The organism is Maribacter stanieri (assembly GCF_900112245.1).
In the GTDB taxonomy this organism is placed as follows: Bacteria; Bacteroidota; Bacteroidia; order Flavobacteriales; family Flavobacteriaceae; genus Maribacter; species Maribacter stanieri.
Genome location: NZ_FOYX01000001.1, coordinates 438,686 through 458,775, shown reverse-complemented (window position 1 = coordinate 458,775; position 20,090 = coordinate 438,686). Strand labels below are relative to the sequence as shown.

The window sequence follows — 20,090 nt, the reverse complement described above, 5'->3', positions numbered from 1 at the left end:
TTTACACACAGTTTTACCCAAGACTGATAATTTTAAAATATATCTCAAAATATTGAAAATCAGATATTTAAATATATTTCAGCCTTTACTACTTCTATTGGCACAATTTTTCTAATATACATTTCAAGAATGTTTAATTTAAAAATTAGAAAGATGAGAAAATTAGTTTTTGCAACAGCTTTAGCGATAGGTAGTTTAACAATAGGAACCGCTGCTACCCCAATAATATTTCATGATGGTATAATGGAAGATATCTTTTTACAAGATTATACAGAAGTAGCTGCTTCAGATTTACCAACACCAATTGTAAATGCATTAGCAACAGATTATGAAGGTGCAATGTTGAACAAAGCATATATTGACGATGAAAATAATTATAAATTAGAAATTACTTCACAAGATGGAGCATCAACAGTTCTCTATGCAGATGTAGAAGGTAACTGGTTAGAAATGTAGATATTATAAGTTTGAGTTAGTTGATTGTCAAAAGCTGCCTAGGCAGCTTTTTTGCATTTAAAATTTTAAAAATTCGTTAACTAATAATCCATATGTAAGATTCCTCCGTAAGTATTTAAGGAATGAGAGTTATTAATTATTAAAAAATTACGCATGAAAAATTACGCATTACTTGTATTGTTGACTTTTGGAATGATGTTTAACGCTACGGCAATGACAGCATCAGAAACGGTAAAAACAGGAGTGGTTATAAATAAAGTAGACGAGTTTGTAAAAATAAAATCTAGTGAATTAACGCCACCAGTTATTGAAGAAATATTAAAGCAGTATCCAACATCAAAATTGGGAGGAGCTTTTAAAAATGATAAAGGAGAATTTAAATTAATTATGGTGCTTAAAAGTGGAACAAGAAAAACTGTTTACATTGATCAGTACGGTAATTGGTTCAATAAAAAATAGCCCATTTTAAAGATGGGAATAAAAAAAACTGCCTAATGCAGTTTTTTTTTATTTAAAATGTGACCTACCAGAAAATGTTGTGTCTAAATAAGTGAAGCAAGTTATGAAACAATGGTCACTATAGTATTTATTTCAATTATATGCACAGTTTTGATATTAACATTAAGTATCATTTCAAAATTATGTTTAGAGAAATAAATAGAAATAAAATCACTTTCGCGTAAACACTAACCGTTAACTATGAAGGTGCCACCAAATAATTGTATTTGAAATAATCCCCCGGATTAGCATTGCCAATTTTAGTTGTTGTTGAATTGATTGAGGTGTTGATTTAAAAGATTTTAAGACAAGAGTTTGATAGGTGGTTTGAGGGGGGCTGCATTTGCAGCTCCTTTTTTTGGAATAATGTTCTATAATCACTTTTTTGGTGATGATTTTATTGAGTAAATATTATACACTAATAAATTGTGGGTACAGATTTACCCAATAGTATTTTAAGTGTTACAATTTTAAAATGCTGATTGTCAAGTGTTTTAGTGAGTTTGTGTCTTGTGGCACTCTTTTTTCTATGTTAATAGTATTGGAATGAATTATTAACTAAAATATTAGAAAGATGAAAACTTTATTTTTATTAGGAGCAATGACAATAGGAGGTTTTGCAGTGAATGCACAAGATGCACTACTTTCAGAAAACGGAATACTTCATAACCAAGTAAATGAAATATCGGTAGTAGCCGATGATTTTAAAGAAATATCGGTTTCTGAAGTTCCACAAGCAGTAACAAATGCAATATCTACAAATTTTCCAACGGCAAATTTAGATAAGGCATATACAAATGAAAAGAAGCAATTTAAGCTAATACTATCGCTTGAAGATGGCACACAAGGTACAGTGTATGCAGATGAAGATGGTAATTGGATAGATATGTAATTATAGAGAAACTTGTTTGTTCAAGTTGGTTTGGTCAGGAAAGGATAGCTAAATGCTATTCTTTCCTTTTTTTATGCAGTTTTTTAATTCAACTCTTAAAAGCTTTATGATAATTTTAAAATACTAATAGTCGGCATATGGTATTTTTACGTAGATACTTAGAACACCCAAACCACTATGCCCAAAATTTTAATAATTGAGGATGATACTTCTTTTGCACAAATGCTTCAAAGGTTTTTGGCAAGAAATAATTTTGATGTAGTATTAAGTCATACTGGATTAGATGGCGAAAAGCAGATAAAGGAACAAGATTTTCAATTGGTAATTACAGATTTGCGCTTACCTGAATATGACGGTATAAAATTAGTTTCTGAACTTAAAGGTAGTATTCCGGTAATTGTTATGACCGGTTACGCAGAGGTGGCTACAGCTGTAAAAGCAATGAAAATGGGTGCTTATGATTATATATCTAAACCCTTTACGCCAGACCAAATGTTATTAGTTATTGATGGCGCTTTAAATGCTAAACCAACAAGTGCTAAAGAACCTGTTATTTCATCAAATACAAATGATAGTATAAAGGATGTTGAGGAAGGAGAAATAACTACTTCAAATGAGTTAGTGTTAACAAGTGAAGCGACCCAGGTTTTAGAAGAGCATATTGTTTTAGTTGCGCCTACAGATATGTCTGTTCTCATAATTGGGGAAAGTGGAACGGGTAAGGAGGTGACTGCAAAGAATATTCACCAGAAAAGTTCTAGAAAAGCAAAACCATTTATAGCGTTAGACTGTGGGGCAATACCCAAAGAATTAGCCGCTAGTGAGTTTTTTGGTCATATAAAAGGAAGTTTTACGGGAGCTATAGCCGATAAAATTGGAAGTTTTGAGGCGGCAAACGAAGGAACTTTATTTTTAGATGAAGTCGGTAACTTATCATACGAGAATCAAATACAGCTATTACGGGCATTGCAAGAAAGAAAGATTAAAAAAATAGGAAGTAATACTGAAATAGATGTAGATGTTAGAATTTTATCTGCTACCAACGAGGATTTAAAAGCAGCGGTAGAAAAGGGTACTTTTCGGGAAGATCTGTATCACCGGTTAAATGAATTTTCATTACAAATACCCGCATTGAAAAACAGACATGGAGATTTACCTATATTGGCATCACACTTTTTAGAAAAGTTCAATAAGAAGTTGAATAAACAAATAACTGATTTTTCAGATGAGGTTTGGGACATTTTCAATGCATATCATTGGCCAGGAAATATTAGGGAATTACAGAATGTAATTCAGCGTGCAGTACTATTAACGACAACCAGTAAAATTGAGGCAAAAGCATTGCCGTCAGAGTTAATGAATCCAGTTTTAGAATCTGTGGAAATAGGAAGTCTTTCAAAAGCAGATTTTGAGAAAGAGCAGATTATAAATGCTTTAAAACGTACCAATTACAATAAGTCTAAAGCGGCTAAGCTATTACAAGTAACTAGAAAAACACTTTATAACAGAATCAACTATTACGATTTGGATTTATAACTATTTCTGCTGAAAGCGCTTCTAGTAATACATTAATCTCTTTTTGTAGTTTATCATTTTTGATCATCAATTTTTCAAATGTATTCTCATCAATTTTTAATACTTCAAATATTTCTAAAATAGGAATAGCAGTATTGATTTCTAGTTGCCGAAACATAGGTAGCATTTTATGGGCAGTCTTATTTATTTGCGCTACATCAATGTTTTTAACGGCTGTATCTAGTTGATTTGAATTTTCTTCAGTGTCTTTTATGAAAATCAGCAATACTTCGTCTAAGGCATTTTTATCATCGCCCAAAAACATTTTTAAGGTCTTTAAACTGTAAAGTTCTGTAGATTTATTGTGGGGTTTAATGGACTCTACTATTATCTCTTCCGCAGAATTATTAAATATTTCGTTTAGTTTTTGAAGTAGTTCTGTTTTTGAGAATGGCTTACGAATGAGTTTGTTAAATCCTTTTTCTATAAAATGCTCAGGTGATAGATCTCTCCTGCCAGTCATGGCAATAATAGGTTGGTCTTTAAAACTTGGGTAAGAGCCAGATTTTAGTTTGTCAACTACCTCGTAACCGGTTACGATAGGCATCTCTATATCGGTTAATACAGCATCAAAATCAAAATTAGCATTAGTTTGGTAGTTATTGAAATCAGAAAAGAGGTGTGCTTCAATTCCTGCAGATTTCAACATTTCGCCAATCAATTTTAAAAAAGCGGTATCATCATCAAACACTAATATTTTTAATGATTCTAACGCTGTATGTTCATGCTGGCTTTCATCGATTTTTTCGCCAAATGCTACAGGTATTTCAAGAGTAAAAGTGCTACCTACGTTAATTTCGCTTTTCAATGTTACCGCGCCTCCTAGTAATTCAGTAAGTTTTTTGGTGATTGTAAGTCCTAATCCGTATCCGCCATATTTTTTATCGGTATCACTTTCTGCTTGAGTGAATTCCTTAAAAATAAGCTCTTGTTTTTCCTTAGAAATACCAATACCTGTATCAGTTATCTGTAGGATAAGTTTTTTAGATTTATTTGTATCGACCACACTACCCGAAAGTGAAATACTCCCTTTTTGGGTGAATTTATAGGCGTTCCCCAATAGATTTGAAATTATCTGACGTAACCGAAAAGCATCGGATATAATTGGGTTTTCTAAAGACTCGCCTAAGTTTAGAATAAGCTCAATTTCTTTGTTTTTGTATTGAGAAGCTATGTTTTTAGAAGTTTCCTGTATCAATCTATCTAACCTAAAAGTAGAATTCTTGGCAATCATTTTACCAGCTTCTAACTGAGAAAAATCAAGTAAATCGTTTACTAAATTATTTACATACGTTGTGGCAGATTTAATATGGGTTATGTGTTCTTTATTATCTACGGTATTTTTTGACTCTTCAATTATTGTAGCATATCCACTTATCGTATTTAGCGGTGTTCGCAAATCATGACTAACTGTAGCAATTAATTGTTCCCTACTTTTTAATAGAGATTCTGAGTATGCTTTTTCCTTTTCTAGTTTTTCTCTGTATAAGTTCGCTTTCCAAAAATCTCGATTAAGAATAAATGTGAAAACAGCGACTACCAGAAAACCAAGTATTGCAGCAATTACGGCTAGCCGAATACTTCTTTTTAAGAAAGTCTCTTTTTTTATGGAACTAGAGATGCTGTTCATTATAATCTCTTGCTCAAAAGAAGAAAGTATGGAGCGTAGTTGTTGAGATAATTCAATATCTGTTCTGTTAATATTAGTTTCTCGTACGGCTAACGAATTTTCATTTAAGGTGTTTTCCTGTTGTACATCCTTCAGAAGATTTTTAGAAACCTGAACTACACTATCCATCGTCTGTGCCTTTTGTTGTGGATTGTTCTCGTCGGGCACGTTTGCATTTAAATAATCCGCTACTTTTTTAATGGCACTTTGGGCCTTTGGTGATAGTTCTTCTAAATTTGGTGCCAATCCTTCTGGTTTTATAATGCCTAAAGATTCCTCAAGCTTATCAAATTCCTTTAGTGCAGAATTTATGGCAGTACCAGTTTGGTCTTTAAGTCTAAGGGAACGTAAAGCATTAATGTTGGTAACTTTTTTGTTCAGTAGAGCGCTAAGACTGTCTAAAAGTCCGTGTTGGTAATCACTATCTGTAAGCGTTTTTAATTCATCTATATTAATGTAAAGTGAGTCTATCTTATTTTCATATGCCGCAAAATTAGTCTTGCTTTTGGTCTGTAAAGCAAGTTTAGAAAGGCTTTCAGCTTCGTAAAGTTGGGCTAGAAAAGAATTGGTTTTTAGTAGTTTACTGTCATTTTCGTTAGTGTTTTCGGTAGCGATATAATCTTGAACTTCGGTGTAGATATAGTATGATGCTATTACACCTAATATGATTAATAGTAAATAACTAACGGTAATCTTAAGGGTGAATTTATTCTTTTTAGAATCCATATAAAGTAGTAATACACTTAGTATAAGTACGATAAAACGTTGGGTAACAGTTCTAAAATGTTGTTAAATAAACAAGTAGTTATTTTTTAGTTTTCTTTATGAGAGATGAATTATGTGCATTACATTTGCGGCATCTCAAAGGGGTGCCGAATTCTAAACATATTTAGAATAAAGCTGAGATTATACCCAAAGAACCTGGGCGGGTAATGCTGCCAAGGGACAATTCAAAAATTTATTTTAGATTTTTGGAGTAAGATGTAGTATGGTTTTTTTTATTCATATGAAATCTTTTGGAAACCGAGCTTAGTTGCTCAAAAATCAATTTTAACTTAGAATAATAGCCCCTTTTATTCGTAATAATTTTACGAATGAAACTATCTATTTTCACAATTTTGGCGTTTTTTGCGCTGAGTATGGGTGTCTGTGCCCAAGAACAGGAAACCGATTCTTTAGAGGGTCAAAAAGTAGTATTAGACGAAGTGTTCGTCTCTGCAATTAGAGTAACCAATGAATCTCCGGTTACATTTTCAAATCTTACAAAAGAGGATATTAAGCCAAGAAATTTGGGTCAAGACATTCCTGTTTTAATGAATTTTTTACCATCGGTTGTAACCACAACAGATGCTGGTGCAGGTGTTGGTTATACCGGTATTAGAGTTAGAGGTAGCGATGCCACCCGTATTAATGTTACCATAAACGGCATACCTTATAACGATGGGGAATCTCAAGGAACATTCTGGGTGAATATGCCAGATTTTGCATCTTCTACAGAGAGTTTGCAATTGCAGAGAGGTGTAGGTACATCTACAAACGGTGCCGGCGCATTCGGTGCAAGTCTTAACCTCTTAACAGATGGGTTCTCTCAAGATGCCTATGGTCAAATATCAACTTCTATTGGTAGTTATGGTACCTTGAGAAATAACTTAAAATTCAGTACGGGTCTTCTAAACGACCATATTGAAATTTCAGGTAGGCTATCAAAAATAAATTCTGATGGTTATATTGATAGAGCACGATCGGATCTAGATTCTTATTTTTTGCAAGGAGCATACAAAGATGATAATACATTGATCAAAGCATTAATATTTGGGGGTCATGAGGTTACTTATCAAGCTTGGAATGGTATTGATGCTCAAACTTTACAAGATGACAGAACTTTTAATTCTGCTGGTATTTATACAGATTCAGAGGGAAATACACAATTTTATAATAATGAAGTAGATAATTACAAGCAAGACCATGCACAGTTATTATGGAACGAGAAAATTTCAGATTTCTGGAGTACCAATATCGCGATACATTATACTAGAGGTAGAGGGTACTTTGAGCAATACAAAGAAGATGATGATTTCTCTACCTACGGTTTTGACCCTATAAACGTTGATGGGATAGATGTAAATACTACTGATGTAATTAGAAGACGTTGGTTAGATAATGATTTTTACGGTACCGTATTTTCTGCAAACTATAGGAAAGACAAGCTAGATTTAATAGTTGGTGGTGGTTTCAATAAGTATGAAGGAGACCATTTTGGGGAAGTTATTTGGGCTAAATATGCAAGTAACAGTAGCTATCAAGATCGCTATTATGATGATAGCTCTACGAAAACGGATTTCAATTTATATACAAAGGCAAATTACCAGTTAAATGATCAATGGTCACTATACGGAGATATCCAGTATAGAACAGTGGGTTATCAGGCAAATGGTGAAGATACCGGGCTGGTAGATGATACGTTTAATTTTTTCAACCCTAAAGCCGGTATTATGTTCGATTTAAATGCGAACAACAATTTCTATTTGTCGTATGCAGTTGCCAATAGAGAGCCAAATAGGAATGACTATGAAGGCGGTAATCCAAAGCCAGAAAAATTAAATGATTATGAGTTAGGATGGCGTTATGTATCTGCTGATGTGCAAGTGAATACCAATCTATACTATATGGGTTATAAAGACCAGCTTGTTTTAACAGGAGAACTTAATGATGTTGGAGCCTCATTAAGAGAAAATGTTGGAGATAGCTATAGATTTGGTCTTGAAATAGATGCAAATATAAGATTGGGGGATAAGTTTAACCTTAGACCAAACTTATCAATTAGTGATAATAAGAATAAAGACTTCTTTATAGACAGAGATGGTCTTTTGCAAGGTTTAGGAGATACTAATATTGCGTATTCACCAGGCTTGGTAGCGGGTAATGTGCTTAGTTATATGCCATGTGATGCATTAAGTCTTTCTTTATATTCCAAGTTTGTTGGTGAACAGTATTTAAGTAATACAGATACAGAAGAATCTAAATTAGATTCTTATTTTACTAATGATTTCAATATTACTTATGAAATTAAAATGAACAGTGTAGTTAAGTCAGTTGTATTCTCTGGGTTGGTAAATAACATCCTTAACGAGAAATATGTATCTAACGGATATACTTATTTAGACAGTTGGTCTACACCAGGAAATACGTTTGAAGTTCAAGGATATTATCCACAAGCAGGCACTAATTTCTTATTAGGGGCAACAGTAAATTTTTAAAAATCATAATAGTAGAATAGCATTGTAAATTTCTCTTAAATATTTATCTAATTCCATTAACGTAGTAAAGAATATTCTAATTTAGACCCTTAATTTTCAGGGTTATGGAGCGTAATATTCCGGTGTTTGGTAGTAGGTTAAGGAACAACATTGTTACTGTTCCAGAAGTAATTTCACAATGCTCTGGTATTCGTGTTTTTGGTCAATCAATTAAGTCGTTTTTGTTTAGTACAGATGTGGCAATTATCAGAAACACGAATGCCAATGCTATTATTGCGGTGTATCCATTTACACCACAACCGGTAATTTCAAATGCACTTATTTTGGCTGCAGACAAACCTATTTTTTGTGGAGTAGGTGGCGGACTAACTACAGGGGTACGGTCATTGGAATTGGCAATACATGCCGAGTTTCAAGGCGCATTGGGAGTGGTTTTAAATAAACCTACGCCTAATAGTCTTATTACATTACTCAAAGAAAAAATTGATATACCCGTAACTATTACCGTAGTATCTGAAAAAGATGATATAAAAGGCAGGTTAGCTGCAGGGGTTGATATTTTTAATGTTTCAGGTGCTGGTAAAACATCCGATATTATTAAGAAAATAAGAGATTTAGATGCCAATGTTGCCATTATTGCAACAGGCGGAAAAACAGAAGAAACTATTCTTGATGCCATTGAGGCAGGTGCGAATGCCATTTCTTACACTCCACCAAGTACGGGAGAATTATTTAAAGAAATAATGGATAAGTATCGTTTAGAAGAATAGTTGTTAGTTAAAGATAATAACACTACCGCCACTAATGCTGGTACGGTATTCTAACATATCATAATATCTGTTTTCGTCGTCAGGTCTATTTAATAATTGCCCGGTAAATAAACTGTATTCATAATCTTCACAAGAACAAGTAGCAGTTTGTCCGTTCAAAACCATGGTAGAGCAATCGTTCGGTGCATGATTTGGGCAACTACCTTCAAATGCCCTAAATTGATCAAAACCTGAATTAATAACAAAAACACCTCTTGTACCCGCAAGATCACTTGGAATGTATACGGCGCTACCGGTATTTGTAAGTGGACTATAAGAGGGTAAATTTAAATTAGCTTCAAAGCGAAAATTAATTTCTTGTAAATAAGGATTTCTATTAGTACCATCACTACTACAGGCTGAAATAATCAATAAAATTAAGATACTTAATCTGCTCATCATGCTTTAATTTTGTTTTGAAAAACTTAAGCAAATGTGCGTAAAATTTATGTATATTTGTGTTAAATCCTCTCTTAAAAAGCCGACCTAACAGGCAATTGCAGAGGATTTGTCTATTTATAAAACGAGGAAGTTATGAGTAACATATCATACTATACTGTCGAAGGCTTAAAAAGACTTAAGGCAGAACTAAATCATTTAAGAGATATTGAGCGTCCAAAAGCTTCTCAAGCAATCGGTGAGGCAAGAGATAAAGGTGATTTATCTGAAAATGCAGAATATGATGCTGCAAAGGAAGCGCAAGGCCTTTTGGAAATGAAAATTGCAAAGATGGAGAATACCGTTGCAAATGCACGTTTAATTGACGAGTCTCAATTAGATACTTCTAAAGTTTTGGTGCTATCAACGGTAAAACTGAAAAACCAAAATAATGGCATGGAAATGACTTATAAGTTGGTTGCAGAAAGTGAAGCGGATCTAAAGACAGGTAAGATCTCGGTAAGTTCTCCAATAGGTAAAGGTCTATTAGGTAAAAAAGTAGGGGATACGGCAGAAATTGTTGTGCCTAGCGGAGCTATAAAATTTGAAATTCTTGAAATTACAAGAGCCTAAATTTTTTAAATAACTATATTTAATCCTATCCTATTCATTAGGGTAGGATTTTTTATTGCCACTAAATATTAGAAACTATGCCAACTATTTTTACTAAGATTATTAATGGTGAAATACCATGTTTTAAAGTAGCTGAAGATGAAAATTTTCTAGCTTTTTTAGATATCAACCCCAATGCAAAGGGGCATACACTATGTATACCTAAAAAAGAAGTCAATAAAATATTAGAATTAGATGAAGAGACATATTTAGGACTTATGTCATTTTCACGAAAAGTAGGTATAGCTTTAGAGAAAACAGTTGATTGTAAGCGTGTAGGTATGTCGGTTATTGGGTTAGAGGTACCACATGTGCATGTGCATTTAATTCCTTTAAATGAAATGAAAGATGCCACTTTTCAACATAAGGTAAAACTAAGTAATGAAGAGCTTTCTGATCTTGCCCAGGCTATAGGCGCTAAAGTGGAATAGCTCCAGAAATAAACAAATATATTACAGCTGCCACCAAGGCGATCATTACCAATATTAAACTGTAAAAAAGTAATGTTGGTTTAGATGATTTTTTAGCTGGTACTGCTGTCTTTTGGTAGTAATTGAACATGCGCTCTATATCATCCGTCCAGCTTACAGGATAGATTGTAGAATGGCAAGTGTTGCAAACTAATTTGTTGCTTAGTTCAGATGTAATTTTATGAAAGAAGCTACCGTAGGTATGTTTTTGATAAAAAGTAAGATTCAAATCTTGATTAAAACATTCAGGACAGTTATTGTTCAGTTTGGCTTCTTTAATAACTTCTAATTTTTCCTTGGTCATAATTAGTGAGACACTTTTAGAGAAATTTGCATTATAGTTCCTTCTTTGCCAGATGATAACACCTTTATTTTACCGTCGTGATATTCTTCTACGATACGTTTTACTAAAGAAAGACCAAGACCCCATCCTCTTTTTTTAGAGGTGAAACCTGGTGTAAAGATACTATTATAGTTGCTTTTTGAAATACCGTGCCCGGTATCTGCTATTAAAATGTTGACGAATTTATTGTCTTGAACTATTTCTATGGCAATACTACCCTTTCCACGCATGGCATCTATTCCATTTTTAACCAAGTTTTCTATAGTCCAATTATATAATGAACTATTGAGCATAACCGGTAAATAGTCAACTTTAGTGTTAAATGAAAAATGAATGAGCTTAGAGCTTCTTCGCTTTAAATAGTCATAAGCATCTTGGGTTTCTTTTACAATGTCACTTTCTTCAAGTTTTGGTAGAGACCCAATTTTAGAGAAACGTTCTGTAATAGTTTGTAATCGATCAATATCTTTTTCAATCTCTTTAGTAATACTAGGGTTGATGTCTTCAGATTTCAACAATTCGTTCCATCCTAAAAGAGATGACAGTGGAGTGCCAATTTGGTGTGCGGTTTCTTTTGCCATACCGGCCCATAATTTATTCTGTTCTGCAGCTTTGTTTGTTTTAAACAAGAAGTAGATTACTGCGGCAAAGAGAAAAATTATTAAGAGTAAGGCAATAGGGTAAAACTTTAGTTTGTTAAGCACATCAGAGTTTCCATAATATAAGGTTGCTAAATGTTCGCCTTGTTGGTCTATAGAAATAGGAGTATTCTCGCTCTTGAATTTACTCAGTTGTTGTTGAATATAGGCCGAATCTTGCTTTTTATTAGGTGGAAAATTATTTACCCGTATAGATTCATCTTTGTTAATAAGAATCATTGGGGTAGATGTATTGTTCTGAAATACCTTTAGATGAAGACTTCCTAAATCTACTGTTTCAGATGATTGTAAAAATTCTGATTGTGCCGTAGCCCAAATCTCCATTTTTAAACGTTCCTCTTCCTTAAATTGTTTGAAAAAGCTATTGGTATTCCATAAGATTAGGCTCACTACTACAAAGGAGCCTATCAATAGAAAAATGTTGGAAATTTTGTTTTTAGGAATAAAGTTCATCCAATAGTTATCTAATACTAAAGATAACCCTAATTGTGAATAATTGTTGTGTTGTTATCGTTGCACCATGTTTTATTAACGCATCATTTTATGTATTTTTGTAGACTATTGTAAAAAGAGTTCAAGATGGAAATAGAAGGTAAAGTTAAATTGATAGGTGAAACCCAAACTTTTGGGTCTAATGGGTTTAGAAAAAGAGAATTGGTTGTTACTACAGACGAGCAATATCCACAACATATAATGGTAGAGTTTGTACAAGATAAATGTGATTTGTTGAACACGTATGCAGTAGGGCAAGATGTAAAAGTTAGCATCAACCTTAGAGGTAGAGAGTGGACAAATCCTCAAGGTCAGGTTAAGTACTTTAACTCTATTCAAGGATGGCGTATAGAAGGAGCATCTCAAGGTGCACCTGCAGCAGGAATGCCACCAGTACCACCAATGGAGGCTTTTGAGCCTGCAGATAACTTAAATGAAGAAGATCATGACGATCTTCCGTTCTAAGGATCGTAAAGAAATTTTATAAGGCAGTATGCCTTCTAAATAAAAAACTTGTTTAACTTAAGTAGTTGAACAAGTTTTTTTGTTTTACACCCTTTATTTAATTTCAGATAAATTTAGAATACCCTAAGTAGCCATGTACTTTTTAACCGACGAGCTTGTGTTTCCACCAGTAGATAGTGCTAATGTAGAAGGTCTATTGGCGGTGGGTGGTGATCTCTCTCCAGAACGATTATTGTTGGCATATCAAAGTGGAATATTTCCTTGGTTTGATAATGATTCTATTATTCTATGGTGGAGTCCCGATCCCAGAATGATACTCTATCCAAATGAGATTAAAATCTCTAAAAGTATGCGAAAAGTAATTCGTGACAACAAATTCACCTTAACGGTAAATACGTGTTTCAAAGAAGTCTTAGAACATTGCTCTTCTGTTCCTAGAGCGGGGCAGGATGGTACGTGGATAACGGAGGAAATGAAGAATGCCTATATTGAATTGCATAAAAGAGGAATAGCGACCTCTTATGAGGTTTGGGAAAAAGACAAGCTAGTAGGTGGTTTATATGGTGTTGATTTAGGTCATATATTTTGCGGCGAGAGTATGTTCAGTTTAACATCTAATGCGTCAAAATTTGCTTTCATAAAATTGGCGCAAGAATTACAAGCTAAAGAATACAATATAATAGATTGCCAACTACATACAGACCATTTAGAAAGTATGGGTGCTAAAGAAATTTCGAGAAAAGAGTTTGTAAAATTCTTAAAGTGAGATTACAAGACTGTTTAAAATAAAGAACACATGCTCCGTACGTTCGGTATAATTTTCCATTCTATATTGAATGCCAAACTGTGCTTTTAGATTATGGGAAATAGACCATCCTATTTGAGAAGTTATTCTTTGGTCATACATTGGTTTTATACTTTTTCCAAGGCTAAGTAACGACTCTGTTGTAGCTACTAAATAGGGTTCTCCAATATCCATTTTCAAACCCTTTAAGGGAATATCTACAGCGAATCTATATCTAAAACGATGTTCAGAACTAGTGGGTCGTATGCGCTGTTCAATTCTAAATCGGTGGCCTAAACGTGCGCTACTTGTTTTTTTGGCAATATTAAATTGCTCTGTAAATCTAAGCTCATTTTCCTTGTCATTTTCAAAGGCTTCTCTAAATCTATATTGGATTCCTAAACCAATACTTTTATATGGGTCAATTGCCAAAGATGAAAAATGGGAGATTTCTATTTGCCGTACGGTAAGTTGCGCTTTTTGGTCATTGTAGATGTAATTTCTATTTGATAATGAAAAATTCTGTTTTAGTAAAGGGGTTGCCTTATAGTTTAAGGATACTTCTGGCTCCCAATATGCAGTAGTATTGTCTTGAGATTGTAGGTTAAGAGTTCCTATCCATACTATAAATAAACTAACAAATAATCCCTTAATAAAGCACGTGGTCATAATTTGGAGGTAGAGAGGTTCTTATTTGTTTAAAGTTACCGTCAGCATCAAACAAGATTTCGTAGTCTAAATATCCCTTCTCTTTTCTACCAACAACTACAATTTCATAGTTGTTAGAGGGTAGAATAAGATTTTGAAATGCATTTTTAAAAATTTCATCAAATGAATCATTAGTTGAAGGATATTGCTGTTGTAGTCTTTTAATTCGATATTTAGTAAAATTATTGTTCAAATAGCTTTCAATGTTTGAATAGGTGTCATTTGGTACGTCAGTAGATTTTATTAGTATTTCTATGTCTTCCAGCTTGCCGTATTCATTAAATTCTATACTGTACCAAAGTTTATCTTTTTTAAGTTTTGCCTCATAACTGATTTTTATACTATCTGTTTCTTTATAAAATTTAATGCGCTTATAATCTGTGATATTTTCTTCAATGATAGCAATTGCTTCTGTAGGAAATTGAGATTTAAGAATACGATGCTCCTTTTCGTATTTATATTGAGAGTGTGCTAGTTGAAAACAGAAAAAAAAACTAGCTAAGATTATTTTTACTTGAATATTATTCATGGTAGGTATATTTGTTATTACTTAGACTTCGGTGTATCTAAAACAATCTAATTGGTGGTCATTTACCATACCGGTAGCTTGCATAAATGCATATATAATTGTGCTACCTACAAATTTAAAACCTCGCTTTTTAAGGTCTTTGCTAATGGTATCTGAAATAGGCGTATTTGCTGGTGCTTCTTTATAATTTACTAGCTCGTTTTTAATCTGCTTATGATTTACAAATTTCCAAATATAGTCACTGAAAGAACCGAATTCTTTCTGAATTTCTATATATGCCTGGGCGTTGGTTACTGTAGCCCTAACTTTTAATTTATTTCTAATGATACCTTCGTCTTGTAGTAAATCTAGAATTTTAGTTTCAGGATATTTGGCAATCTTCTTATAATCGAAATGGTCAAAAGCAACTCTAAAATTCTCTCGTCTTTTAAGAATGGTGATCCAGCTTAACCCAGCTTGAAAAGTTTCCAGCACTAAAAACTCAAACAATAATGCATCATCTTTTACAGGCACGCCCCATTCTTGATCATGGTATTTTTCGTAAAGGGTATCGCCTTTACACCAGCCACATCTATTTTTATCCATGAATTAAAAGTACTATATATTGGCTTCTGGTCAAATTAAAACCAGTTAACAATACTCAAATAAATGGGCATTCCTATAGTAATGTTGAAAGGGAAAGTAATTGCCAGAGGCAAATATAAACTTGGGCTTAGATTAACTGTAGTATTTATACTTTGGCTGTCTGGTCTCGTAGCGGCTTAGTTTTTTCTTCGTCCATGTAAACAATAGGTACGGCATAAAGCATAGGCATGTTTTTGGAATAATTTTTTCTTAACAGCGTGTTTATGGCTGCAAATAGTAATGATTTTGTTTTGCCTTCTATCACTGTCTGTTTGTGTTTTTCAATCAATCCAGTAGCCCTACTCTTTCTAAAAACCTTTGTTGTTGAAATGTTTGCAGTAAATAACAAATTCTGCTCTAAAAGTAGTTTTGTGATCTCTTTTGCCTGTTTTTTATTCTTAACCGTAATCTAAGCTAGAATCATACTTTAAATATTTTACATCCCTTTTTATTACTCTTCTTTAATACTGCAGTTGTTGATTTGTAGGTAATAAAAAATCCTAAACAGCACTTTTATAAAGACCATTTAGGATTTCCGTTAATCGCTAATTATATAAACAGTTAAGATTTATATCCAGTATTCAACTGCTTTAATTCTTCGTCGTTTAATGCATTTTTTAAATTGGCATTTACGTAAGAAAATTTATTAAAAAATTTGCTACCGTTTACAGGTACTATTCTTGCGATATAGTCATCTGTTAATGATTCAATTTTTACATGCATTCCATTTAAACCTTTATAATTGGCAATGGCGCCGCGCTTAATAATAAAATTTGTTTTTGGAAAATAGAGATGTTGAAACGGTGTGTTTCCATCTTTACTTATAAATAAGATATCGCCAGGTTTTAAATTACTGACCTCGTTTTGACTAAAGCTGCTCGTTGAAAACATTAAAAATGCAAGCAGTACAATGGTATATTTCATAACACTACATTTTAAATTAAACATTCTTTTTGTAAACATCTTTTCTGTGATGTTTCATTCAACTCGAAAATAACAAAAACTTCAAATAAGAAAGCATTACTTTCGTTAAAAAATGTTAAACTATTATAGTATGATAGTAATACTATTATATTTGCAATAGATTTAAATTTAGGAGTAATGGATAGATTATTACAGGGCGTAACTATTAAGATTAACGACAAGTTATTTGTTAAGAATCCAGAGTCCTCTGAATTGGGAAAGAGAATCATCGAAATAAGTATTCAGATGATTAATGAAATGGGTTTTGAAAACTTTACTTTCAAAAAATTAGGACTTAAAATAGGCTCTAACGAAAGTTCTATTTATCGTTATTTTGAGAATAAACATAAGCTTCTATTATATCTAACATCTTGGTATTGGGGTTGGATGGAGTATCAAATGGTATTCGCAACTAATAGTATTAAAAGCTCAAAAGAAAAACTGCTAAAAGCAATATTAATAATGACTAGAGAGGTTAAAGAAGATTCTGCTTTCTCTCACATTAATGAAGTTTTGCTAAATAAAATTGTTATTAATGAGTACTCTAAGTCATACTTAACTAAAGAGGTAGATGCCGAAAATAAAGAAGGTTTCTACATCATTTACAAAAGACTTATAGGTAGGCTGGGAGAAATGATTACAGAAGTTGATTCTGATTATCAATATCCAACAAGTCTGGCAAGTACCATTTTAGAAAATGGTTTGCATCAGCATTTTTTAAAAGAACATTTTCCTTCCCTTACAGATTGTAACGACAAGGTAACCCCGACACAGTATCTAACACACCTTGTATTCAATACGCTAAATAAAGAAATAGATGAGTAAAAATATACTAACTGCTTGGCAACGTTTTCTTGGCTTATTAAAACTAGATAAGAAAGACGTATTTCAGGTTTTTTACTATGCCATATTTGCTGGTGTGGTAAACTTGTCTTTGCCATTAGGTATACAAGCAATAATTAACTTAATGCAAGGTGCTCAAATAAGTACATCGTGGATAGTATTGGTTGTATTGGTAACCTTGGGTGTAGCATTTGTGGGGATACTTCAGTTAATGCAAATTAGAATTATTGAAAATGTTCAGCAAAAAATTTTTACTAGGGCATCATTTGAGTTCGCATATAGATTTCCGAAAATAAAAATGAGCGAACTTCATAATTACTATCCGCCAGAATTGGCGAATAGGTTTTTTGATACGCTAACGATTCAAAAATCATTGTCTAAAGTTTTAATAGATTTTCCTGCCGCATTATTACAAATTGTATTTGGTTTATTGCTGTTGTCATTCTACCATCCTTTCTTTATCGTGTATGGTATTTTATTGCTTTTGCTGATATATGTAGTATTTAAGTTTACCGCACAACGAGGTTTAGACACTAGTTTAGATGAGTCTAAGAGTAAATATAAAGTGGCGCATTGGCTTCAGGAAATTGCCCGTTCAATTGTAAGTTTTAAACTATCTGGTAAAACTTCTCATGCTTTGGATAAAAACGATACCCTAGTAGTAGAGTATTTGAATGCCAGAGAAAGCCACTTTAAGGTAATAGTGCTACAGTTTATACAGATGATTGGTTTTAAGGTTTTGGTAACTGGCGGACTTTTATTGATAGGTGGATTGTTGGTGCTAAACCAAGAGATGAACATAGGTCAATTTGTAGCTGCAGAAATCATTATTCTTTTAGTGATAAGTTCAGTAGAGAAGCTGATTTTAGGACTTGAAACTTTTTATGACCTATTAACTTCTTTAGAAAAAATGGGACAGGTGGTAGATAAGGAATTGGAACAACAGAATGGTGAAAAACCATTTTTGGAGAACCAAGCGTTTACCATAGAATTAAATGAAATTTCATATAGCGTACCGCAACCTAAAAGAGAGATAATTTCTAATTTAAGTTTAACAATTTCTCCATCGTGTACTATTCTATTAAGAGGAAGCAGTGGTTCTGGTAAAAATACGCTGCTAAGAATTATAGCAGGTATCATAGAGCCCGATTCCGGTGGAGTATATGTGAATGGTGTTTCTTTAAAAGGAATGAACTTAAATTATTATCGTTCTCATCTAGGGCAATCGCTACCAGAAGAATCGCCTTTTGAAGGTACAATTTTACACAATATTACTTTTGGCGATAAAGACACCACTAATGAGCAAGTGTATTGGGCACTTGATAAAGTTGGACTGACTGATTTTGTTAAAAAACAACCAGAAGGTTTAAATACAATTCTGTATCCAGAGGGGAAACAGATTCCGCATACGGTGTCAAAGAAAATTGTTTTAGCCAGAAGTATTGTGCGTAAGCCAAAACTACTTATTCTAAAAGATCCTTTAGATCAGTTTAACGTTGAAGAAGCAGATAAAATTTTAAGCTTTTTAAGTGACCCATCTAACGGCTGGGCATTGTTAGTGGTGAGTGAGAATGATAAGTGGATCAAAAAATGTTCGCGAATCATTACGATGGAAAAAGGACAGATAATTAACGAAATCGAAGGAAAAGATGCTTAATATATCTCATAAAAAACTAAACCAAAATGTGTCTATAGAGCGTTTTAAATCCGTTCAAAAAGTTAATCATAATAGACATTACAAGCACTTTAATAGGTTTCTTTTTGCTTTTGCGGCAGTAGGTGTTATTGTATTGTTTCTTCCTTGGACACAAACTATAAATGCAAGAGGATATTTAACTACTTTAACTCCTGGTCAAAGACCACAAACTATTCAATCTCAAATACCGGGTAGAATAGAAGAGTGGTTTGTACAAGAGGGAGATTATGTAGAAAAGGGAGATACTATTCTCTTTATATCTGAAGTTAAATCAGAATATTTCGATCCAGATTTAGTAGAACGCACCGGGCAACAATTGAAGTCTAAAAGTTCTTCTGTTACATCTTACGAGGGTAAGGTAAAATCATTGGATAATCAGGTTGGTGCACTTTTTAATGAAAGAAGGTTAAAGTTAGAGCAGGCAAAAAACAAACTGTTGCAGTCAAAGCTAAAAGCGCAAAGTGATAGTATAGATTTTGAAGCTGCTAAAACCAATATTAAAATCGCGGAGCGGCAATATGAGCGTACGGCGCAATTGCAAAGCGAAGGTTTAAAGGCGGTAACAGATGTTGAAGAGAAAAGATTAAAACTACAGGAAACGCAAGCAAAATTACTTTCTCAAGAGAATAAATTATTGGCTGCCAAGAATGAAATTATAAATGCCGAGGTAGAAATTAATAGAGTGCAGGCTTCGTATACCGATAAAATTTCAAAAGCACAGAGCGATAAATTTACGGCGATGTCCAACCAATTTGACTCTGAGGCACAGGTAAGTAAATTGGAGAATGATTATACAAATTATCAAATGCGAAGTGCGTTACGATATATACGTGCACCGCAAAATGGGTATATAAATAAGGTAATAACATCTGGTATTGGAGAGACCTTTAAAGAAGGAACTCCGTTGGTTGGTATTATGCCTGCAGATTATGATATGGCGGTTGAGACATTTGTAAATCCTATAGATTTACCGCTTATTCATTTAGGAGAAACAGTCAGAATTCAGTTTGATGGATGGCCTGCAATAGTATTTAGCGGGTGGCCAAATGCATCATACGGTACGTATGCCGGTAAAGTAGTTGCCATTGAAACATTTATAAATCCGAATGGGAAATATAGAGTGTTGCTGTCCCCGGATAAGGAAGATCAAGCTTGGCCAAATGCATTACGTGTAGGTTCTGGGGCAAATACAATTGCATTATTGGAAGATGTGCCAATTTGGTACGAGCTGTGGCGTCAATTAAACGGATTTCCGCCAAATTATTATCAACCAGAAGGAGCACAAGACAAACCCGTAAAAAAATAACG

Annotated in this window: 23 protein-coding genes; 13 read left to right on the top strand and 10 right to left on the bottom strand. The window is 33.3% G+C overall.

Annotated elements, in window-relative coordinates:
• Positions 1-153: 153 nt before the first annotated feature.
• From BM296_RS01965 to BM296_RS01950, 4 genes are all read left to right on the top strand, one after another.
• Entirely contained in the window at positions 154-456 is a 303-nt protein-coding gene (locus tag BM296_RS01965) for a hypothetical protein (protein WP_091902928.1), read from the top strand.
• A gap of 153 nt (positions 457-609) precedes the next feature.
• Positions 610-915, top strand: coding sequence for a hypothetical protein (locus tag BM296_RS01960; protein ID WP_027065839.1), 306 nt, complete (start codon positions 610-612; stop codon positions 913-915).
• A 613-nt stretch (positions 916-1,528) separates the two neighbouring features.
• Entirely contained in the window at positions 1,529-1,846 is a 318-nt protein-coding gene (locus BM296_RS01955) for a hypothetical protein (RefSeq protein WP_027065840.1), read from the top strand.
• 177 nt (positions 1,847-2,023) lie between these two features.
• Positions 2,024-3,382 (top strand): sigma-54-dependent transcriptional regulator, encoded by a 1,359-nt coding sequence (locus tag BM296_RS01950; RefSeq protein WP_091901059.1) that lies wholly within the window; start codon positions 2,024-2,026, stop codon positions 3,380-3,382.
• Here the strand turns inward: BM296_RS01950 and BM296_RS01945 are convergent.
• Positions 3,357-5,816 carry a hybrid sensor histidine kinase/response regulator gene (locus BM296_RS01945; RefSeq protein WP_091901057.1) on the bottom strand — a complete coding sequence of 820 codons (2,460 nt, stop codon included), beginning with the start codon at positions 5,814-5,816 and terminating at the stop codon, positions 3,357-3,359. The two genes, BM296_RS01950 and BM296_RS01945, sit on opposite strands and share 26 nt — an antisense overlap.
• A gap of 368 nt (positions 5,817-6,184) precedes the next feature.
• Between BM296_RS01945 and BM296_RS01940 the strand changes: the two genes are divergently transcribed.
• A complete protein-coding gene (locus tag BM296_RS01940; protein WP_091901055.1) occupies positions 6,185-8,347 on the top strand; it encodes a TonB-dependent receptor in 2,163 nt (720 codons plus the stop codon).
• A gap of 104 nt (positions 8,348-8,451) precedes the next feature.
• Positions 8,452-9,117, top strand: coding sequence for a hydrolase (locus tag BM296_RS01935; RefSeq protein ID WP_027065844.1), 666 nt, complete (start codon positions 8,452-8,454; stop codon positions 9,115-9,117).
• Positions 9,118-9,120: 3 nt separating this feature from the next.
• Here the strand turns inward: BM296_RS01935 and BM296_RS01930 are convergent, their stop codons facing one another.
• Positions 9,121-9,558, bottom strand: coding sequence for a Rieske (2Fe-2S) protein (locus tag BM296_RS01930; protein WP_317041471.1), 438 nt, complete (start codon positions 9,556-9,558; stop codon positions 9,121-9,123).
• Between the two features lie 132 nt (positions 9,559-9,690).
• Between BM296_RS01930 and greA the strand changes: the two genes are divergently transcribed.
• Positions 9,691-10,167 carry a transcription elongation factor GreA gene (gene greA, locus BM296_RS01925; RefSeq protein WP_027065846.1) on the top strand — a complete coding sequence of 159 codons (477 nt, stop codon included), beginning with the start codon at positions 9,691-9,693 and terminating at the stop codon, positions 10,165-10,167.
• Between the two features lie 77 nt (positions 10,168-10,244).
• Complete coding sequence (locus tag BM296_RS01920; RefSeq protein WP_027065847.1) at positions 10,245-10,637, top strand: HIT family protein; 393 nt, start codon at positions 10,245-10,247, stop codon at positions 10,635-10,637.
• Here BM296_RS01920 and BM296_RS01915 read toward each other — a convergent pair.
• Together BM296_RS01915 and BM296_RS01910 are read right to left on the bottom strand one after the other, a co-directional pair.
• Entirely contained in the window at positions 10,624-10,980 is a 357-nt protein-coding gene (locus BM296_RS01915; protein ID WP_091901053.1) for a hypothetical protein, read from the bottom strand. The two genes, BM296_RS01920 and BM296_RS01915, sit on opposite strands and share 14 nt — an antisense overlap.
• Before the next feature lie 2 nt (positions 10,981-10,982).
• Entirely contained in the window at positions 10,983-12,131 is a 1,149-nt protein-coding gene (locus BM296_RS01910) for a sensor histidine kinase (protein ID WP_091901051.1), read from the bottom strand.
• Positions 12,132-12,257: 126 nt separating this feature from the next.
• On the opposite strand from BM296_RS01910, the gene BM296_RS01905 reads away from it, so the two are divergent.
• Entirely contained in the window at positions 12,258-12,635 is a 378-nt protein-coding gene (locus BM296_RS01905) for a DUF3127 domain-containing protein (protein ID WP_027065850.1), read from the top strand.
• A gap of 133 nt (positions 12,636-12,768) precedes the next feature.
• Positions 12,769-13,401, top strand: coding sequence for a leucyl/phenylalanyl-tRNA--protein transferase (gene aat, locus BM296_RS01900; protein ID WP_027065851.1), 633 nt, complete (start codon positions 12,769-12,771; stop codon positions 13,399-13,401).
• On the opposite strand, the gene BM296_RS01895 is transcribed toward aat, so the two are convergent.
• From BM296_RS01895 to BM296_RS01875, 6 genes are all read right to left on the bottom strand, one after another.
• Complete coding sequence (locus tag BM296_RS01895) at positions 13,393-14,088, bottom strand: DUF2490 domain-containing protein (protein ID WP_091901049.1); 696 nt, start codon at positions 14,086-14,088, stop codon at positions 13,393-13,395. The genes aat and BM296_RS01895 overlap by 9 nt on opposite strands.
• Positions 14,069-14,656, bottom strand: coding sequence for a hypothetical protein (locus tag BM296_RS01890; protein WP_245786954.1), 588 nt, complete (start codon positions 14,654-14,656; stop codon positions 14,069-14,071). The genes BM296_RS01895 and BM296_RS01890 overlap by 20 nt, the downstream gene beginning before the upstream one ends.
• Positions 14,657-14,677: 21 nt before the next feature.
• A complete protein-coding gene (locus BM296_RS01885) occupies positions 14,678-15,241 on the bottom strand; it encodes a DNA-3-methyladenine glycosylase I (RefSeq protein ID WP_091901047.1) in 564 nt (187 codons plus the stop codon).
• 35 nt (positions 15,242-15,276) lie between these two features.
• Positions 15,277-15,390 (bottom strand): sodium-dependent bicarbonate transport family permease, encoded by a 114-nt coding sequence (locus BM296_RS19285; protein WP_394365300.1) that lies wholly within the window; start codon positions 15,388-15,390, stop codon positions 15,277-15,279.
• A complete protein-coding gene (gene cutA / locus BM296_RS19760; RefSeq protein ID WP_091901045.1) occupies positions 15,387-15,689 on the bottom strand; it encodes a divalent cation tolerance protein CutA in 303 nt (100 codons plus the stop codon). Before cutA ends, BM296_RS19285 begins: the two co-directional genes overlap by 4 nt.
• Positions 15,690-15,841: 152 nt before the next feature.
• A complete protein-coding gene (locus tag BM296_RS01875) occupies positions 15,842-16,204 on the bottom strand; it encodes a hypothetical protein (RefSeq protein WP_143099033.1) in 363 nt (120 codons plus the stop codon).
• 177 nt (positions 16,205-16,381) lie between these two features.
• Between BM296_RS01875 and BM296_RS01870 the strand changes: the two genes are divergently transcribed.
• The 3 genes from BM296_RS01870 to BM296_RS01860 are packed head-to-tail and all read left to right on the top strand — an operon-like array spanning position 16,382 to position 20,088.
• On the top strand, positions 16,382-17,068 hold the full coding sequence (locus BM296_RS01870; RefSeq protein ID WP_036145938.1) for a TetR/AcrR family transcriptional regulator: 687 nt from the start codon (positions 16,382-16,384) through the stop codon (positions 17,066-17,068).
• On the top strand, positions 17,061-18,743 hold the full coding sequence (locus BM296_RS01865) for a peptidase domain-containing ABC transporter (protein ID WP_091901041.1): 1,683 nt from the start codon (positions 17,061-17,063) through the stop codon (positions 18,741-18,743). The genes BM296_RS01870 and BM296_RS01865 overlap by 8 nt, the downstream gene beginning before the upstream one ends.
• The gene (locus BM296_RS01860; protein ID WP_027065858.1) at positions 18,736-20,088 is read left to right on the top strand and encodes an HlyD family secretion protein; all 1,353 of its coding nucleotides are present in this window, start codon (positions 18,736-18,738) and stop codon (positions 20,086-20,088) included. Before BM296_RS01865 ends, BM296_RS01860 begins: the two co-directional genes overlap by 8 nt.
• Positions 20,089-20,090: the final 2 nt, after the last annotated feature.

Coding starts and splice junctions, on each gene's coding strand:
- BM296_RS01950 (WP_091901059.1), top strand. CDS start 2,024: ATGCCCAAAATTTTAATAATTGAGGATGATACTTCTTTTGCACAAATG.
- BM296_RS01930 (WP_317041471.1), bottom strand. CDS start 9,558: ATGATGAGCAGATTAAGTATCTTAATTTTATTGATTATTTCAGCCTGT.
- BM296_RS01890 (WP_245786954.1), bottom strand. CDS start 14,656: ATGAATAATATTCAAGTAAAAATAATCTTAGCTAGTTTTTTTTTCTGT.
- BM296_RS01860 (WP_027065858.1), top strand. CDS start 18,736: ATGCTTAATATATCTCATAAAAAACTAAACCAAAATGTGTCTATAGAG.
- BM296_RS01955 (WP_027065840.1), top strand. CDS start 1,529: ATGAAAACTTTATTTTTATTAGGAGCAATGACAATAGGAGGTTTTGCA.
- BM296_RS01920 (WP_027065847.1), top strand. CDS start 10,245: ATGCCAACTATTTTTACTAAGATTATTAATGGTGAAATACCATGTTTT.
- BM296_RS01940 (WP_091901055.1), top strand. CDS start 6,185: ATGAAACTATCTATTTTCACAATTTTGGCGTTTTTTGCGCTGAGTATG.
- BM296_RS01960 (WP_027065839.1), top strand. CDS start 610: ATGAAAAATTACGCATTACTTGTATTGTTGACTTTTGGAATGATGTTT.
- BM296_RS01875 (WP_143099033.1), bottom strand. CDS start 16,204: ATGAAATATACCATTGTACTGCTTGCATTTTTAATGTTTTCAACGAGC.
- aat (WP_027065851.1), top strand. CDS start 12,769: ATGTACTTTTTAACCGACGAGCTTGTGTTTCCACCAGTAGATAGTGCT.
- BM296_RS01865 (WP_091901041.1), top strand. CDS start 17,061: ATGAGTAAAAATATACTAACTGCTTGGCAACGTTTTCTTGGCTTATTA.
- BM296_RS01870 (WP_036145938.1), top strand. CDS start 16,382: ATGGATAGATTATTACAGGGCGTAACTATTAAGATTAACGACAAGTTA.
- BM296_RS01915 (WP_091901053.1), bottom strand. CDS start 10,980: ATGACCAAGGAAAAATTAGAAGTTATTAAAGAAGCCAAACTGAACAAT.
- BM296_RS01945 (WP_091901057.1), bottom strand. CDS start 5,816: ATGGATTCTAAAAAGAATAAATTCACCCTTAAGATTACCGTTAGTTAT.
- BM296_RS01935 (WP_027065844.1), top strand. CDS start 8,452: ATGGAGCGTAATATTCCGGTGTTTGGTAGTAGGTTAAGGAACAACATT.
- greA (WP_027065846.1), top strand. CDS start 9,691: ATGAGTAACATATCATACTATACTGTCGAAGGCTTAAAAAGACTTAAG.
- BM296_RS01965 (WP_091902928.1), top strand. CDS start 154: ATGAGAAAATTAGTTTTTGCAACAGCTTTAGCGATAGGTAGTTTAACA.
- BM296_RS01910 (WP_091901051.1), bottom strand. CDS start 12,131: ATGAACTTTATTCCTAAAAACAAAATTTCCAACATTTTTCTATTGATA.
- BM296_RS01905 (WP_027065850.1), top strand. CDS start 12,258: ATGGAAATAGAAGGTAAAGTTAAATTGATAGGTGAAACCCAAACTTTT.
- BM296_RS01885 (WP_091901047.1), bottom strand. CDS start 15,241: ATGGATAAAAATAGATGTGGCTGGTGTAAAGGCGATACCCTTTACGAA.
- BM296_RS01895 (WP_091901049.1), bottom strand. CDS start 14,088: ATGACCACGTGCTTTATTAAGGGATTATTTGTTAGTTTATTTATAGTA.